The following is a 14,792-nucleotide window of genomic DNA, read 5'->3' on the forward strand; positions in this document are numbered from 1 at the left end:
GCCAGGCGGCGGGCGGCAAGGGCAGCGCATCGGGCAGCGCCGCGGCCCAGGCCTCGCGCAACGACAACGGCGTGGCGCTCGGCGCCTCGGCCACCGGTTCGGCCAAGCGCTGAACGACCCGTCAGCTCAAAGGCCGGCCGCCGCGTCCCGTTCCGATGAACCCGTCGAGCGGCCGGCCCTCACTGTGCGGTATAGCCGCCGTCCATGGGATAGAAGGCGCCGGTGCAGAAGGCGGCGCGTTCGGACAGCAGGAAGGCTGCCAGTTCGGCGACCTCCTCGGTCTTGGCCAGGCGGCCGAGCGGGTGGGCTGCGGCGAGGCCTTCCAGGGCCTGCGGGTCCATCTGCATCATGCGCGGTGTGGCCACGTAGCCGGGGCCGATGCAGTTGACGCGCACGCCGTGCTCCGCGTACTCCAGCGCCGCGCTGGAGCCTTGTCCTTCCAGCCCACGGCGACGGACTGGGGCGGCTGGCCCCGCCGGTTCACGCCAACGTTGAGCCCATCGATGCTGTTGGCAGGGGCGTCCTCCAGCACGTCCGCACCGGACTCGCGCGGCCGACGCCCGCTGCCGCGAGGCCCGGCACTGCTGCAATGGCAGCAAGGGTGGTGAATGCGGCGCGCCGCTTCAAGGCTTGACTTGCGCCACCGCCACGCCCCAGGTGGGCGCGCGCGCCATGGCCTCGGCGCGACTCAAGCGGTCGGGGTCAATGAAGCTGACGTGCAGACGGTAGGCGTGCTTCCCGGTCGGCGCCTGGGAGCCGCAGTTCACCCGATGCATGGCGGCGCGGACGGCGTTGTTGAGCCGGCCGAAACGGCCGCGCGTCTTCACGTCGCCGATGCGGCCGTTCTCCATGACGAATTGCACCTGCACGTCGCCGAAGAGCTGCTCACGAGTCCAGAAGTGCTGCAGGTCGTCCTCCAGCAGGTCGGCGAAGCCGGGACAGCTGGCATGTATGTCGTGGCGCACGGGCTGTACGTTCACGTTCAGGTTGCCGTCGGCAGCGGCCGGGCCGGTGACGCTGAGCGCGATGTCGCAAGCCATGCCGGCGAGCAGGCCGAGTATCAAGGGTAGGCGAGCCATGCGAAGTTCCTTTGGACAACGAAAAGTGGGACGGGATGGAGAAGGGGCGAGGCCCGGACACAGGCCCATCCATCCCTTCATCGGTCATGACACATGCGCGCTGTCTTGTGTGGACAGCAAGGCACGAGTTGCAGTGTTGGGTACTGGAAAGAGAAGGAACAGTGGTGTGCGACGAGCTGCACTTTTTGCGGATGAGCTGCAATAACAGGCCGGTCTGCGTTTGCGCGGCGCAAAAGCAGAACGGCCCCACTGCGGTTGCGGACCGGGCGGGCAGGCCTAGCCCCTGCGGTTCAGCCGCCACAGCGCGATCCCGCTGCACAGCACCGTGAAGCCGAGCAGCACCGCGAAGGCCATTTCCACGGAGACCCAGCGGAACTTGGCCACGCCGCCGGCGGCGAAGACGAGCTGGTCCAGGTGGAACTGCGGCCAGAACACGGTCTGGAAGTGCATTGACTTGGGCAGCGGGAAGAACAGCCCGGACAGGTAGATGCCCGGCAGGTAGACGAGGTTGGCATAGGCCGGCGCGGCGGAGCCGCTGGTCAGCGAGCCCACCATCACGCCGAGGGCGCAGAAGGGCAGGGTGCCGACGATGAGCACGGCGCTCATCGCGGCCAGCTGGCCGGCGTCCAGCTGCGCCTGCCCGGTGACGGCGGCCAGCACGAGGATGGGCAGGTAGGCGATGACGCCGCAGACGACGCCGGCAAAGATCTTGGCCGTGAGCCAGGCGCCGGGCGGCGCGGGCTGGGCGCGCTTCAAGGTCAGCAGGCCCTGTTCGCGCTCCATCGCGAGGTTGGGGCAGGTGGCGAACAGCGCGGCCATCGTCACGGCCATCACCGAGAAGCCGGCGAACATGAAGCGGCCGGTGTCGGGGTCCTTGACCACCTGCTCGCCGGCCACGGCGAAGGCGAACAGCAGGTAGGTGCCTACCGGCAGCAGGAACATCGGCAGCGCGAAGGCCGGGGTGCGCAGCAGGCGCAGCAGCTCCAGGCGCATCTCCAGCAGATAGACGCGGACGGTCGAGTACGAGGGCGCCCGCAGTGCGGGGGCGGGATGGGTCAGGGTGGTCATGCGGCCTCCTGGGTCAGTTCGTTGAAGGCGTCGTTGAGCCCGGCCTGGCGGACTTCCAGGCGGGAGAGATTCGGGTCGGCGGCCAGCAGCCGGCGCACCACGCTTTCCGCGTCGGTGGCGACGATGGCGAGCTGGTCGTGCTCGCCGCTCACGTCCACCACGCCCGGCCAGCGCCGCACCTCGACGGCGGGCAGCGTTGTCTCGCAGCGCACATGGCGGCGCGATACCAGCGCGCGCATCTCGTCCACGCTGCCCGAGGCGATGACGCGGCCCTTGGCGAGCACGGCCACCCGGCTCGCCAGCGCCTCGGCTTCCTCCAGGTAATGCGTCGTCAGCAGGATGGAGCAGCCGTCGCGCAGCAGCGCGCGGATGTTTCGCCACAGCGCCTCGCGGGCCTGCAGGTCCAGGCCCACCGTCGGCTCGTCCAGGAACAGCACCTTGGGCCGGCCGCAGATGGCCAGCGCGAACTGCACCTGGCGCTTCTGGCCGCCGGAGAGCTTGCCGTAGGGGCGGTGCGCCAGCGCCACGATGCCGGCGCGCTCCAGGGCCTGCTTCACGGTCATCGGCTGCGGGTAGTAGCTGCAGCTCAGCGCGACCAGCTCATGCACCTTCAGGTCCTTGGGCAGCTCGACGTCCTGCATCATCACGCCCAGGCCCAGGCGGCGGTCCAGTTGCTGCGGCGCGCCGCCGAGCAGGCGCACGACGCCGGCATCCGCCTCGTTGAGCCCCAGCCACAGCGAGATGGCGGTGGACTTGCCGGCGCCGTTGGGGCCGAGCAGCGCGAGCAACTCGCCGCGCCGTAGGTCGAGGTCCACACGGGTCAGCGCTTCGAGCGGGCCGTAGCGCTTGGACACGCCGCACAGCTGCGCGACGACATCGCCCGTGGCGTCGTCCGCCACCGCGGCGCTTGGCGCACCACGTCGGTGGGCCCTGCTGTTCAACACCTTGCCGACGACGGTGAAACGCACGAGCACGTGGTAGCTCGCCAACAGCAGCGCCAGGCTCGTCACGACGATGAAGGGGTACTTCAGGCCCCAGTGCAGCGGCCAGTGGCCCACCCACACCTGCAGCGCGGCGACGACCGGCAGGTGCACGAGGTAGATCCAGTAGGACGCATCCGCCACATAGCGCACCGCGGCGCTGGGCCGGGACAGGTAGCGCAGCGCCAGGCCGGTGAGTGCGAGGCTCCAGGCCCAGGCAGAGGCGACCAAGGACAGCGTGAAGACGAGCTTGGGCTGCTCGGGCATGCCGATGGGCGGCTGCGTCTTCATGATGAACAGGCAGGTGGCGGACGACGCGACGGCCAGCAGCACATGCAGCGCCCAGCGCGAGCGCATGGCGTCCAGCGCACCGGGCGCGCGCTGCACCAGCCAGCCGAACGCGAAGGCCACGCCGTAGCCGACGCTGGCGGGCAGCTGCGGGATGAGCGACTGGTCCGGCGTGGGAATGCCGCCCCAGGGAAACCACATCGGCGTGGCCAGCAGCACGCCCGCCAGCGGCAGGCCCAGCAGCAGCGCAGCGGCCGGCCAGCGCAGGGCGGCGGTGACGGCACGGTCCACCGCGTCGCGCAAGACCTGGCCCCGGTCGAGCCGGATGACGACGCTGCGGGCCAGCAGCGCGCCGGCGTACAGCCACAGCAGCTGGTAGAGGAACCACAGGTGCGTCAGCGGGAAGGCACCGGGCTGCTTCGGCATCTCCGGCATCGCGGGCGGCGCACCGTTGAAGACCTTTTGCAGGCCGAGGTACCAGACCAAGCCGATGGCCGGGAACAGCAGCAGCCAGCCCACCACCAGCGGCACGGCGATGCGCTGGCCACGGTTGGCCCAGAAGCCCTGGGTGCCCAGCCGCTGGTGCAGCAACCGCGCGAAGTAGCCGGCGATGAAGAAGAACAGCGTCATGCGAAAGCTGTGCGCGACAAAGCTCGCGTCCCCGAGGAAGGGGCTGGGCGAATGGTCGTTGATCGCCCACATGCCCGGCGGCAGGCCGGGGATGAAGGACAGCGCCGCATGGAAGGCCACGCCCAGCAAAAGGGCAAAGCTGCGCACCGCGTCGAGGGCGTGCAGCCTCTCGCCGTTGGGTTGGGGGGTCATGAAATCTCCTTAGAGAGCGTCGCGGCGGCGCGCCGCAAAGACGAGAGGCAGGGCCAGCGCCATCAGCGTGATGGCAAGTTGCGCTGCCAGCAGCAGCCAGAAGGGCGTGTTCCAGACGGCGTCTGGCTTGCCCATGTGCTCACCCAAATCGGGAATGCGGCCGATGCCCATCATGAACAGCGACACCGACATGTTGGTCAGCACGATGACGCCGCCCATGCCGGCCTCGGAGCTGATGTGCAGCGCGCCGCACAGCACCAGCGAGAAGTTCATCAGCAGGAAGACGCACAGCAGCACCGTGTAGGGCAGCAGGCCGTCGGCGATGCCCGGCATGACGAGCACCAGCGCCACGGCGCCCGCGCTCAGCAGCGCCCAAGGCAGCAGGAAGCACACGAGCAGGCCCAGCAGCTTGGCGCGCACATGGTCGCCCGGCGACAGCGGCAGGCTGAGGATGAACAGCAGCGAGCGCTCCTTGCGCTCGGACGACACGCCGAACAGCGCGAGCATCACGCCCATCGCGATGATGGCCGTCAGCCAGACGAGAAAGCCGATGCTGAAGCCGAACTCGCCGCTGGCCGCCGTCAGCAGAGCCGCGAAGCCGGCTGCCGTGGCGCCGACAAGCAGCCAGCGGTAGAGGTAGAGCTCCTTGGCGATGAGCCTGGCGGTGAGCTGCTTCATGACGAACGCGCCTCCCGGCTGTGCATCACCGTGGCGACGAACACCTCTTCCAGGCTCATGCGGTAGACGTCCTGCACGGGCGCGCCGAGGCGGGCGAGCAAGTCGTCGCTGAAGCCGTCGACGGTCAGCGTGATGTTGGGGCCGTCGATGTCGCGGTGGACGATTTCGGGCAGGCGCCATTCAGGCGCGCCCTCCGGCAAGCGCAGCCGCAGCGTGCGCCAGCGTTCCAGGAAGTCCTCCTTGTTGTCGGACGCCACGACGCGGCCCCGGTCGATGAAGGTGAGGCGGTCGCAGATGCGCTCCACGTCCACCGTGTTGTGCGACGAGAACAGGATGGAGCGGCTGTCGTCGCGCAGCACGTCCATGAACTCGGTCAGCAGTTCCTGGCGGGCCACCGGGTCCATGCCCGAGGTGGGTTCGTCCAGCACCAGCAGGCGTGGGCGCCGCGCCAGCGCCAGCAGCAGCAGCGCCTTGGCCTGTTCGCCGCTGGACAGGCTCTTGGCTGTCTGCGCCGCGTGCAGGCCCAGGCGCTTGAGCAACCGCGCGGCGTAGGCCGCGTCCCAGCCGGGGTAGATGGCCGCGACGAAGTCCATGTGCCAGGCCAGCGTCGCCTGCGGCAGCAGCTTCATGTCGTCGCTGACGAAGCCGACATCGGCCTTGGCGGCAGCCTGTTGGCGTGGCATGTCATGGCCCAGCAGGCGGATGCTGCCGGCGTCGGCCGTCAGCAGGCCCATCAGCAGCCGGATGGTGGTGCTCTTGCCGGCGCCGTTGGGGCCGACGAGGCCCATGATCTGGCCGTGCTCCAGGTCCAGCGACACGTCCTCCAGCGTGAAGAAGCGGAACGCCTTGCGCACGCCTTTCATCTCAATGGCCTTGGCGCTCATTCGGCGGCCTCCTGGTTCAGCGCGGTGCGCAGTCGTTCGGTCAATTCAGGCTCGGCCATGCCGAGCGAGCGGGCGATCTCGCCAGCGGCGGCGAGGTGGGTGTCGAGCTGGGCCAGGCGCATGTCCATCGCCAGCCCTTGCGCGTCGGCTACGAAGGAGCCCTTGCCGTGGCGGGTGACGATGACGCCCTCGGACTCCAGGTCCAGGTAGGCGCGCTTGACGGTGATGACGCTGACCCGCAGGTCCGCCGCCAGCGCACGGATGGACGGCAGCTCCTGCCCGGCCGACCAGTCCCCGGCGGCGACGCGCTGGCGGATCTGCTCGACGATCTGCAGATACATCGGCCGCGCATCGGTCTGGGAAATAAAAAGGCTGCTGTGCATATTGTGTATACACAGAATATCTGCACGCTTCGGCAAGCGCAAGTGCCGAATGAAAAGGGCGGCCCGTGGGCCGCCCTGTGTGCCCGGATCAACGGCCGTTCAAAGCTTGAGCAGGGCCTCCAGGTTCACGCGCAGCTTGAGCTCATGCGGCGCCAGGCTCGCCGAGATGGCCTGCGCAGCCAGGCGCGTGTCGCGCGGCACCGGGTTGCTCAGCGGGCTGCCGCTCTTGCCGATCAGCGCGGCCACCAGCGGCTCGTTGGCGCTGAAGCCGCGCTTGAAGACGACGCCGACTTCGCCGTTGGCCAGGCGCACGATGCTGCCGGGCGGGTAGAGGCCGACGGTCTTGATCAGCGCCGCGCCGGCCTCGTCGGGCTGGCCGTTCTCGTCCAGGAAGACGGCGCGTGCGGCGGCGGCACCGCTGAGGGCTTGGCGGCTGCGCCGCGGCGACAGGCGGGCGCCGAAGAGATCGATGCGGCGCAGCAGGCGCGCCAGCTTCTCGCCGTCGCCCCGCGCGGCCAGTGGGCCCGGGCCGGCGTCGTGATGCAGGCGCACGGCCGTCAGCCAGGCCTCGTTGGCCACGCCAACCTGGGCCAGCCTGGCCGCCGCATGGTCGCCGTGGGCGGCCAGGGCCTGCCGCTGGGCGGCTGTGGCGGGGTCGAGCTGGTTGGCCAGGCGGTCGTGCGCCGGGCCGGCGCCGTAGTTCATCGTCAGCGCGGCGCCCTGGAAGGCCTCACGCAACTCGGGCGAGAGCTGCAGCTGCTGGGCGACGAGGTCGGCCAGCAGCAGCGTCAGCAGTGCATGGCGGGCGCTGTAGTCGCCGAACTCCTGGCTGCTCTCGAAGACGAGCAGCATCAGCGTCGCGTCGGGGTGGGCGTGCAGGCGCTTGAGTGCCGCGTCGCGCAGCTGGCACAGGCGGCCGCTGAAGTCGCCAGGCTCGGCCTCCCTGAGCAGGGTGTGCAGGTGCAGCAGCAGGTCGGACCAGGCCTCGCGCGGGCCCTGCTCGACCTTTGTCGGCACGAGGGAGTCCAGCCTGAAGGCGCCGTCGGCCTTGGCGATGTCGGACAGCGGCACGTCCTGCATGACCAGGGTGTCCAGCCGATGCGCCAGCGCGCGCTGGTACTCGATGGTGTCAGCCGAGTTCACGTAGGCACCTCCGTCCACGAGGCTGCGCACCAGCGGCGAGTCGCGCAGCACCTGGCCGCGCGCGAACAGCAGCTTGCCGTAGGCATCGAACAGGTCGTAGGGCAAGGTCATGCCCACGCGCAGCGTGCGGGTGGGCAGTGGGATGAGTTCGGTCGCCATGAATCCGGGGATTGTCAATGGCCTTCGGCACGGCCAAGCCAGTCTTGAGCGCTGGCGAAGGACCGGCTGCGTAGAATTCCCGGCTCATCCGAGGAGCGCTGCGACGGGTTTTGATGCCTGCCAGGCTCGGATTTCCTGAACGGCGCTCATCGATCTCCCGCGTGGACCGCCATCGATGACCATCTCGCCGCCCCCCCTCAAGCTCTCCGGCCTGGAACCGGTCGCCATTGACGCGCGCAGCCTGTTCGTCAACATCGGCGAGCGCACCAACGTCACCGGCTCCAAGGCCTTCGCCCGCATGATCCTGGCGGGCCAGTTCGAACAGGCGCTGGCCGTCGCGCGCCAGCAGGTCGAAAACGGCGCCCAGGTCATCGACATCAACATGGATGAGGCCATGCTGGACAGCCAGGCTGCCATGGTGCGCTTCCTGAACCTGATCGCCGGCGAGCCCGAGATCGCGCGCGTGCCGATCATGATCGACTCGTCCAAGTGGAGCGTCATCGAGGCCGGCCTGAAGTGCATCCAGGGCAAGGGCATCGTCAACTCCATCTCGCTGAAGGAAGGCGAGGACGAGTTCCGCCGCCAGGCCAGGCTGGTGCGCCGCTACGGCGCGGCGGCCGTGGTGATGGCCTTCGACGAGAAGGGCCAGGCCGACACCTTCGCGCGCAAGACCGAGATTTGCGAGCGCGCCTACAAGGTGCTGGTCGACGAGGTCGGCTTCCCGGCCGAGGACATCATCTTCGACCCCAACATCTTCGCCATTGCGACGGGCATCGAGGAGCACGACAACTACGCCGTGGACTTCATCGAGGCCACGCGCTGGATCAAGGCCAACCTGCCGGGCGCCAAGGTGTCGGGCGGCGTCAGCAACGTCTCGTTCAGCTTCCGTGGCAACGAGCCGGTGCGCGAGGCCATCCACACCGTCTTCCTCTACCACGCCATCCAGGCCGGCATGGACATGGGCATCGTCAACGCGGGCATGGTGGGCGTGTACGACGACCTCGACCCGGAGCTGCGCGAGCGCGTCGAGGACGTGGTGCTGAACCGCCGCGCCGATGCCGGCGAGCGCCTCATCGAGATCGCCGACCGCGCCAAGAGCGCCGGCAAGGATGACTCCGCCCGCCTGGCCTGGCGTGCCGGTGACGTCAACCAGCGGCTGTCGCATGCGCTGGTGCACGGCATCACTGACTTCATCACCGTGGACACGGAGGAAGCCTGGCAGTCGATCCTGGCCAAGGGCGGCCGGCCGCTGCATGTCATCGAAGGCCCGCTGATGGCCGGCATGAATGTCGTCGGCGACCTGTTCGGTGCCGGCAAGATGTTCCTGCCGCAGGTGGTCAAGAGTGCCCGCGTCATGAAGCAGGCCGTCGCCCATCTGCTGCCCTATATCGAGGAAGAAAAGCGCCTGCTGATTGAGGGCGGCGGCGATGCCAAGCCCAAGGGCAAGATCGTCATTGCCACCGTCAAGGGCGACGTGCACGACATCGGCAAGAACATCGTCACGGTGGTCCTGCAGTGCAACAACTACGAGGTCGTCAACATGGGCGTCATGGTGCCGGCGCAGGACATCCTCAAAAAGGCCAAGGAAGAGGGCGCCGACATCATCGGCCTGTCCGGGCTGATCACGCCGAGCCTGGAAGAGATGCAGCACGTCGCGGCCGAGATGCAGCGCGACGCGTACTTCAGCAGTCGCCACATGCCGCTGCTGATCGGCGGCGCGACGACCAGCCGCGTGCACACCGCCGTGAAGATCTCGCCGCACTACGACGGCCCGGTGGTCTATGTGCCCGACGCGTCGCGCGCCGTCGGCGTGTGCACCGAGCTGCTCAGCGACGACCGCGCCGCGGCCTACATCGCCGAACTGAAGGCCGACATCGAGAAGACCCGCGCGCTGCACGCCAACAAGAAGCAGACGCCGCTGGTGACGCTTGCGCAGGCGCGCGCCAACAAGGCCGTGCTGGACCTGCGCCGCGTGCCGCCCGCGCCGAAGTTCACCGGCCGCCGTGTGCTGAGGAACCTCGACCTGGCCGAGCTGGCGCGCTACATCGACTGGGGGCCGTACTTCCAGACCTGGGATCTGGCGGGGCCCTATCCCGCCATCCTTGATGACGAAGTGGTCGGCGTCGAAGCGCGCAAGGTGTTTGCCGACGCCCAGGCCATGCTGAAGAGAATCATCGACGGCCGCTGGCTGCAGGCCCATGCCGTGTTCGGCCTCTACCCCGCCGCGCGCGTCAACGATGACGACATCGAGATCCGCAGCGAGCCGCCGATGACCTGGCACGGCCTGCGCATGCAGTCGGAGAGGCCGGTCGTGGACGGCGTGAAGCGGCCCAACCGCTGCCTGTCCGATTTCGTGGCGGAGAGCGGTGACCACATTGGCCTGTTCGCCGTCACTGCGGGCCTGGGTGTCGACAAGAAGGAGGCCGACTTCCTCGCCACGCACGACGACTACTCCGCCATCATGCTCAAGGCCCTGGCCGACCGTCTCGCCGAGGCCGCCGCCGAGTGGCTGCACGAGCGCGTGCGCCGCGAGTTCTGGGGCTATGCGGCCGCGGAGTCGTTGAGCAACGAGGACCTCATTGCCGAGAAGTACGCAGGCATCCGGCCCGCACCCGGCTATCCGGCCTGCCCGGACCACCTCTCCAAGCGCGACCTGTTCAAGGTGCTTGCACCCGATGAGATCGGCATGGGACTGACCGACAGCATGGCGATGACGCCGGCGGCCAGCGTCAGTGGCTTCTACCTGGCCCACCCCGACGCGGCCTACTTCAACGTCGGGCGCATCGGCGACGACCAGCTGACCGACTGGGCCGCGCGCTGCGGGCTGAGTGACGCCGATGCCCGCCGCGCCCTCGCGCCGCTGCTCGGTTGACAGCCGCTCCCCCCGCTTTGGGCGCCTGCGCTTGCGGTTCTGTCCTACAGGCTTGCCGGAGCTGGGTCGGCATGCTGTGGTCATCTCATCTGCAGGAGCTTGCATGGCCACCCCCACCGTCAATTCCACCCAGATCGTCGCGGGCGTAGCTGTCGTGCTGGCGCTGCTCGGCGGCGCCTATGCAGTGGGTCGTTCGCAAGGCGAGCCGAACTCGGCGCCAATGACGGCACCCATCGCCGCCACAACGACAGCGCCCGTGGCCGAAGCCCCGCCCGCAGCCACGCCCGCCCCGCGCGTGGTGGCCCAGGCCGAACCGCGCCGCGCGCCGCCAGCGCAGCCGGTGCGCTCCCAGCCGACGGCCGCTGATCGTGAGCAGCAGCGGCTGTCCCAGCTCTGCAGCAGCTGCGCGTTGGTGACCAGCGTGCGCACCGAGACCCGGGAAGGCGAAGCCACCGCGCTCGGCACGGTGGGCGGCGCCGTCATCGGCGGCCTGCTGGGCAACCAGGTTGGCGGCGGCTCGGGCAAGAAGATCGCTACGGTCGGCGGCGCCGTGGCCGGCGGCTATGCCGGCCGCGAGATCGAGAAGCGCCAGCGCAGCACGACGGTCTGGATCATCGAGGCGCGCGAGCGCGATGGCCGCCAGCGCCGCTTCGAGCGCAACAGCGACCCCGGCCTGCGCAGTGGCGACGAGATCACGCTGACCGACAACGGCTTCTCCCGTCGCTGATCAGCGCCAGTCGTGCGGCTTCGTGCCGCGCGGCTCCCGCCGTGGCGGGAGATGGGCCGACAAATCGCCGCGCGCGCCGCCAGGGTCTCTGCGGCGCTTCTTCTTGCGCTCGGGCCAGTCGCAGCAATCGCAGCAGTTCAGCCAGTCGCAGATGCCCCAACTGCTGCGACCTGGCCCGTCGCAGGGCAGGTCCGCGGGGCAGCCAACGTCGCAGTCGCCGCGCTGTGTGGCCAGCGCCACGCGTGCTGCCGCGCTGCCATAGCGTCGCTGTGCCACGCCGCAGCGGCGTGTGCGCGCCCGGATCAGGCCCAGGCCGGTGAACACGCCATGGCGGCGCACCGCGCGATAGCCCAGTGCCGAGCAACCGGCGCGGCCGGTGTGCACGCGGTAGGCGCAGCTGAAGCCCTTGTGGGGTGAGATGTGGCGCTGGTAGAGGCGGATCAGCAACAGCAGCAAAGCGCGCATCGTGTACCTATTGGCTGGCCTGCGGCAGTCCGCGCCGCAGCTGGATGGCCTCGGCCACATGGGTCACGCCGATCTCGGCCGCCCCGGCCAGATCGGCCACCGTGCGGGCGACGCGCAGCACGCGGTGGAAGCTGCGCGCCGACCAGCCCAGTCGCTCGGCGGAGCGCTCCAGCAGGGCCTTGGCAGCGGGTTCCAGCACGGCATGCGTGCCCAGGTCCTGGGCCTGCAGCAGCGCATTGGACACGCCCTGGCGCGCGACGGCCCGTGCGCGCGCTGCGGCCACGCGCATGGCCACCATGGCGCTGCTCTGGCCGGGTGCCAGGTCTTGCAGGTCCTTGGGCGGGATCACCGACACCTCGATGAGCAGGTCGAGCCGGTCCAGGAAAGGGCCGCTCAACCGGCCCTGGTAGCGCGCCACCTGGTCGGGCGTGCAGCGGCAGGCGCGCAGCGGGTTGCCAAGGTGGCCGCAGGGGCAGGGGTTCATCGCCGCGACGAGCTGGAAGCGCGCCGGGAACTCCGCCTGGCGGGCGGCTCGGGAGATGAGGATGCGGCCAGTCTCCAGCGGTTCGCGCAGCGCCTCCAAAGCGGCGCGTGGAAATTCAGGAAGTTCGTCGAGGAAGAGCACGCCGTGCTGGGCCAGCGAGATCTCCCCCGGCCGCGGCGGCGAGCCGCCGCCGACCAGGGCCACGCTGGAGGCCGAATGATGCGGCGCTCGGAAGGGCCGCTGGCCCCAGCGCGCGATGTCGAACTGGCCTGCCAGGCTCAGCATCGCGGCCGACTCCAGCGCGGCATCGTCATCCAGCGGCGGCAACAGGCTCGGCAGGCGCTGGGCGAGCATGGACTTGCCCGTGCCTGGCGGGCCGGCCATGAGTAGCGAATGCCCGCCCGCTGCCGCGATCTCCAGAGCGCGCTTCGGGCCGGCCTGGCCCTTGATGTCGGCGAGATCGGGCAGGCCGGTCTGGCGTTCGCGCGGCAACGCCGCAGCACGGGACAGGGCCTCGCCTTCGGGCTGCAGCGCGGCAACGACATCGAGCAGATGCCTGGCCTGGCGCACCATGAGGCCGTCGACCAGCGCGGCCTCGGCGGCGCTGGCCTCGGGCAGCAACAGTTCGCGCTCGCCTCCGGCCTGGCGCAGCGCCAGTGCCATGGCCAGTGCGCCGCGCACGGGCCGCAGCTCGCCGGCCAGCGACAGCTCCCCGGCGCATTCGAAACGGGCCAGCTTGGCCGGGTCAATCTGGCCGTTGGCCGCGAGCAGGCCCAGGGCCATCGGCAGGTCAAAACGGCCACCTTCCTTGGGCAGGTCGGCGGGCGCCAAATTCACTGTGATGCGCTTGTTGGTTGGAAACGCAAGCCCACTGTTCTGCAGCGCCGCCCTCACGCGCTCGCGTGCCTCCTTGACCTCGGTATCGGCCAGTCCCACCACGGTGAAGCTGGGCAAGCCGTTGGCCAGGTGGACTTCCACCGTGACCGGCGCGGCGGCGAGGCCGTCGAGGGCGCGGGAGTGGACGGTGGCGAGGGACATCTGTCAGTCGGTTGGGAAGGTGGAGAGCCGGGGGGCGAGGACGAAGCGGGTCCACCGGCGCTGGCGCTGCAGTGCGCTGACGCTTCCCATGGCGCCGCCCTGCCGGCGGCAGGGCGCGATCATCGGGGTCCACGTTGGCGTAGACGGTGGCCGCGGCAAGCAGGTGGCGCGAGCGAGCGCCGCGCCGGCGGCCCACTCGATGGCACCGGGCGGGGGCGCTGAGGCGGCGGGGATGGGGTCCGGCATGCAGGGCTCCCTGTGTGTCAGGCCAGTCTAGCCGCCGGGCTGGCCAGGCCCGGCCCGGTGCTTTTCCCAGCGATGCACTGCCGAGGTGCGAAGCGGGGCGGAGATTGGTGCCAATTTGGTGCGCTGGTCTCGGATTGCGGGCGCCTTGTGCCCAGTTTCGTGCGGCGTGACAAGGCGTGACGCTTGGCACGGAAGCTGCAAAGACCTGCCGGACGTATCCCCAACTTGAAACAGGAGCCTCCGCCATGAAGTTTTCCCATTCGCTGCTCGTGTTAGCCATGTCTGCGGCGGTCGCCCTGCCCGCGGCCGCCCAAGAGGCGCCGAGCCCGCTGTCGTTCAACGTCGGCGCGGTCAGCGAGTACCGTTACCGCGGCATCTCCCAGACCCGCCTGAAGCCGGCCCTGCAAGGCGGCATCGACTACGCGGACGCGAGCGGCTTCTACATCGGCACCTGGGCCTCGACGATCAAGTGGATCAAGGACGGCGGCGGCGATTCGGACGCCGAGATCGACGTCTACGGTGGCTACAAGACCGAGGTGGCACCGGGCCTGACGATGGACGTCGGCCTGCTGCAGTACTACTACCCGAGCCACAAGCTCGGCGTCAGCCCCAACACCCTGGAGGTGTATGGCGCGCTGAGCTTCGGCCCCGTGACGGCCAAGTACTCGCACAGCACGAGCAACCTGTTCGGCTTCGCCGACAGCAAGGGCAGCGGCTACCTGGACGTGACGGCCAGCTTCGACCTCGGCGACGGCCTGATGCTGTCGCCCCACGTTGGCCACCAGAAGGTGCGCCGCAACTCGGCCTTCTCCTACACCGACTACTCGCTGACGCTGTCCAAGGACTTCTCGGGCCTGGTCGCCAGCGCCGCCATCATCGGCACGGATGCCGACGGCTATGTCGGCCCGAACGGCAAGGACCTGGGCAAGGCCCGCCTCGTCGTCGGCCTGAAGAAGACCTTCTGATTGCACTGGAGAGCGACATGAAACTGATCACTGCCGTCATCAAGCCCTTCAAGCTCGACGAGGTGCGTGAGGCCTTGAGCGCCATCGGCGTGCAGGGGCTGACGGTCACCGAGGTCAAGGGCTTTGGCCGCCAGAAGGGCCACACCGAGCTGTACCGCGGTGCCGAGTACGTCGTGGACTTCCTGCCCAAGGTCAAGATCGAGGCGGCCGTGAACGACGACGTCGTCGAGCGCGTCATCGAGGCCATCGAATCCTCCGCCCGCACCGGCAAGATCGGCGACGGCAAGATTTTCGTGTCGCCGCTGGACCAGGTCGTCCGCATCCGCACCGGCGAGACCGGCAACGACGCGCTCTGAAAGCGCGCGTCCATAACAACCGTTTGGAGAACCCTCAAATGAAGAAACTCCTTGCCGGCCTCGCCCTCGCGGCGGGTCTGCTCGCGCCGGCTGCCTGGGCCCAGGATGCCGCCTCGGCACCCGCCGCTGCCGTGGCGACTGCCGCTGTCGATGCG

At 69.4% G+C, this 14,792-nt stretch carries 14 protein-coding genes and 1 riboswitch; of the genes, 4 read left to right on the forward strand and 10 right to left on the reverse strand.

What is annotated here, in order from left to right; genetic code table 11:
• Positions 1–179 precede the first annotated feature (179 nt).
• The 8 genes from ACT6S0_RS21800 to ACT6S0_RS21835 all read right to left on the reverse strand — a co-directional run bounded on the left by ACT6S0_RS21800 (position 180) and on the right by ACT6S0_RS21835 (position 7,484).
• Positions 180–599: an SDR family NAD(P)-dependent oxidoreductase gene (locus ACT6S0_RS21800; RefSeq protein ID WP_444765866.1), complete on the reverse strand. Its 420-nt coding sequence runs from the start codon at positions 597–599 to the stop codon at positions 180–182.
• A gap of 24 nt (positions 600–623) precedes the next feature.
• Complete coding sequence (locus ACT6S0_RS21805; protein ID WP_444765867.1) at positions 624–1,079, reverse strand: hypothetical protein; 456 nt, start codon at positions 1,077–1,079, stop codon at positions 624–626.
• Between the two features lie 276 nt (positions 1,080–1,355).
• Positions 1,356–2,147, reverse strand: a complete 792-nt coding sequence (locus ACT6S0_RS21810; RefSeq protein WP_444765868.1) for an ABC transporter permease — start codon at positions 2,145–2,147, stop codon at positions 1,356–1,358.
• A complete protein-coding gene (locus ACT6S0_RS21815) occupies positions 2,144–4,237 on the reverse strand; it encodes an ATP-binding cassette domain-containing protein (RefSeq protein WP_444765869.1) in 2,094 nt (697 codons plus the stop codon). Before ACT6S0_RS21815 ends, ACT6S0_RS21810 begins: the two co-directional genes overlap by 4 nt.
• 9 nt (positions 4,238–4,246) lie before the next feature.
• A complete protein-coding gene (locus tag ACT6S0_RS21820; protein ID WP_444765870.1) occupies positions 4,247–4,915 on the reverse strand; it encodes a hypothetical protein in 669 nt (222 codons plus the stop codon).
• Positions 4,912–5,799 (reverse strand): ABC transporter ATP-binding protein, encoded by an 888-nt coding sequence (locus ACT6S0_RS21825; RefSeq protein ID WP_444765871.1) that lies wholly within the window; start codon positions 5,797–5,799, stop codon positions 4,912–4,914. The genes ACT6S0_RS21820 and ACT6S0_RS21825 overlap by 4 nt, the downstream gene beginning before the upstream one ends.
• Complete coding sequence (locus ACT6S0_RS21830) at positions 5,796–6,182, reverse strand: GntR family transcriptional regulator (protein ID WP_444765872.1); 387 nt, start codon at positions 6,180–6,182, stop codon at positions 5,796–5,798. Before ACT6S0_RS21830 ends, ACT6S0_RS21825 begins: the two co-directional genes overlap by 4 nt.
• 99 nt (positions 6,183–6,281) lie before the next feature.
• Entirely contained in the window at positions 6,282–7,484 is a 1,203-nt protein-coding gene (locus tag ACT6S0_RS21835; protein WP_444765873.1) for an HD-GYP domain-containing protein, read from the reverse strand.
• A gap of 84 nt (positions 7,485–7,568) precedes the next feature.
• A riboswitch (S-adenosyl-L-homocysteine riboswitch) is annotated at positions 7,569–7,639 on the forward strand.
• 20 nt (positions 7,640–7,659) lie between these two features.
• Between ACT6S0_RS21835 and metH the strand changes: the two genes are divergently transcribed.
• Together metH and ACT6S0_RS21845 are read left to right on the forward strand one after the other, a co-directional pair.
• Positions 7,660–10,356, forward strand: a complete 2,697-nt coding sequence (metH, locus tag ACT6S0_RS21840; RefSeq protein WP_444765874.1) for a methionine synthase — start codon at positions 7,660–7,662, stop codon at positions 10,354–10,356.
• Between the two features lie 103 nt (positions 10,357–10,459).
• The gene (locus ACT6S0_RS21845) at positions 10,460–11,083 is read left to right on the forward strand and encodes a glycine zipper 2TM domain-containing protein (protein ID WP_444765875.1); all 624 of its coding nucleotides are present in this window, start codon (positions 10,460–10,462) and stop codon (positions 11,081–11,083) included.
• On the opposite strand, the gene yidD is transcribed toward ACT6S0_RS21845, so the two are convergent.
• Positions 11,084–11,548 carry a membrane protein insertion efficiency factor YidD gene (yidD, locus tag ACT6S0_RS21850; RefSeq protein WP_444765876.1) on the reverse strand — a complete coding sequence of 155 codons (465 nt, stop codon included), beginning with the start codon at positions 11,546–11,548 and terminating at the stop codon, positions 11,084–11,086.
• 7 nt (positions 11,549–11,555) lie between these two features.
• Positions 11,556–13,070, reverse strand: a complete 1,515-nt coding sequence (locus ACT6S0_RS21855; RefSeq protein ID WP_444765877.1) for a YifB family Mg chelatase-like AAA ATPase — start codon at positions 13,068–13,070, stop codon at positions 11,556–11,558.
• Between the two features lie 491 nt (positions 13,071–13,561).
• Here ACT6S0_RS21855 and ACT6S0_RS21860 point away from each other — a divergent pair, with 491 nt between their 5' ends.
• Together ACT6S0_RS21860 and glnK are read left to right on the forward strand one after the other, a co-directional pair.
• The gene (locus tag ACT6S0_RS21860; RefSeq protein WP_444765878.1) at positions 13,562–14,281 is read left to right on the forward strand and encodes a TorF family putative porin; all 720 of its coding nucleotides are present in this window, start codon (positions 13,562–13,564) and stop codon (positions 14,279–14,281) included.
• Between the two features lie 17 nt (positions 14,282–14,298).
• Positions 14,299–14,637 (forward strand): P-II family nitrogen regulator, encoded by a 339-nt coding sequence (gene glnK, locus ACT6S0_RS21865; protein WP_056192325.1) that lies wholly within the window; start codon positions 14,299–14,301, stop codon positions 14,635–14,637.
• Positions 14,638–14,792 lie beyond the last annotated feature (155 nt).

This window comes from Roseateles sp. (genome assembly GCF_052436255.1).
Classification (GTDB): Bacteria; Pseudomonadota; Gammaproteobacteria; order Burkholderiales; family Burkholderiaceae_C; genus Pelomonas.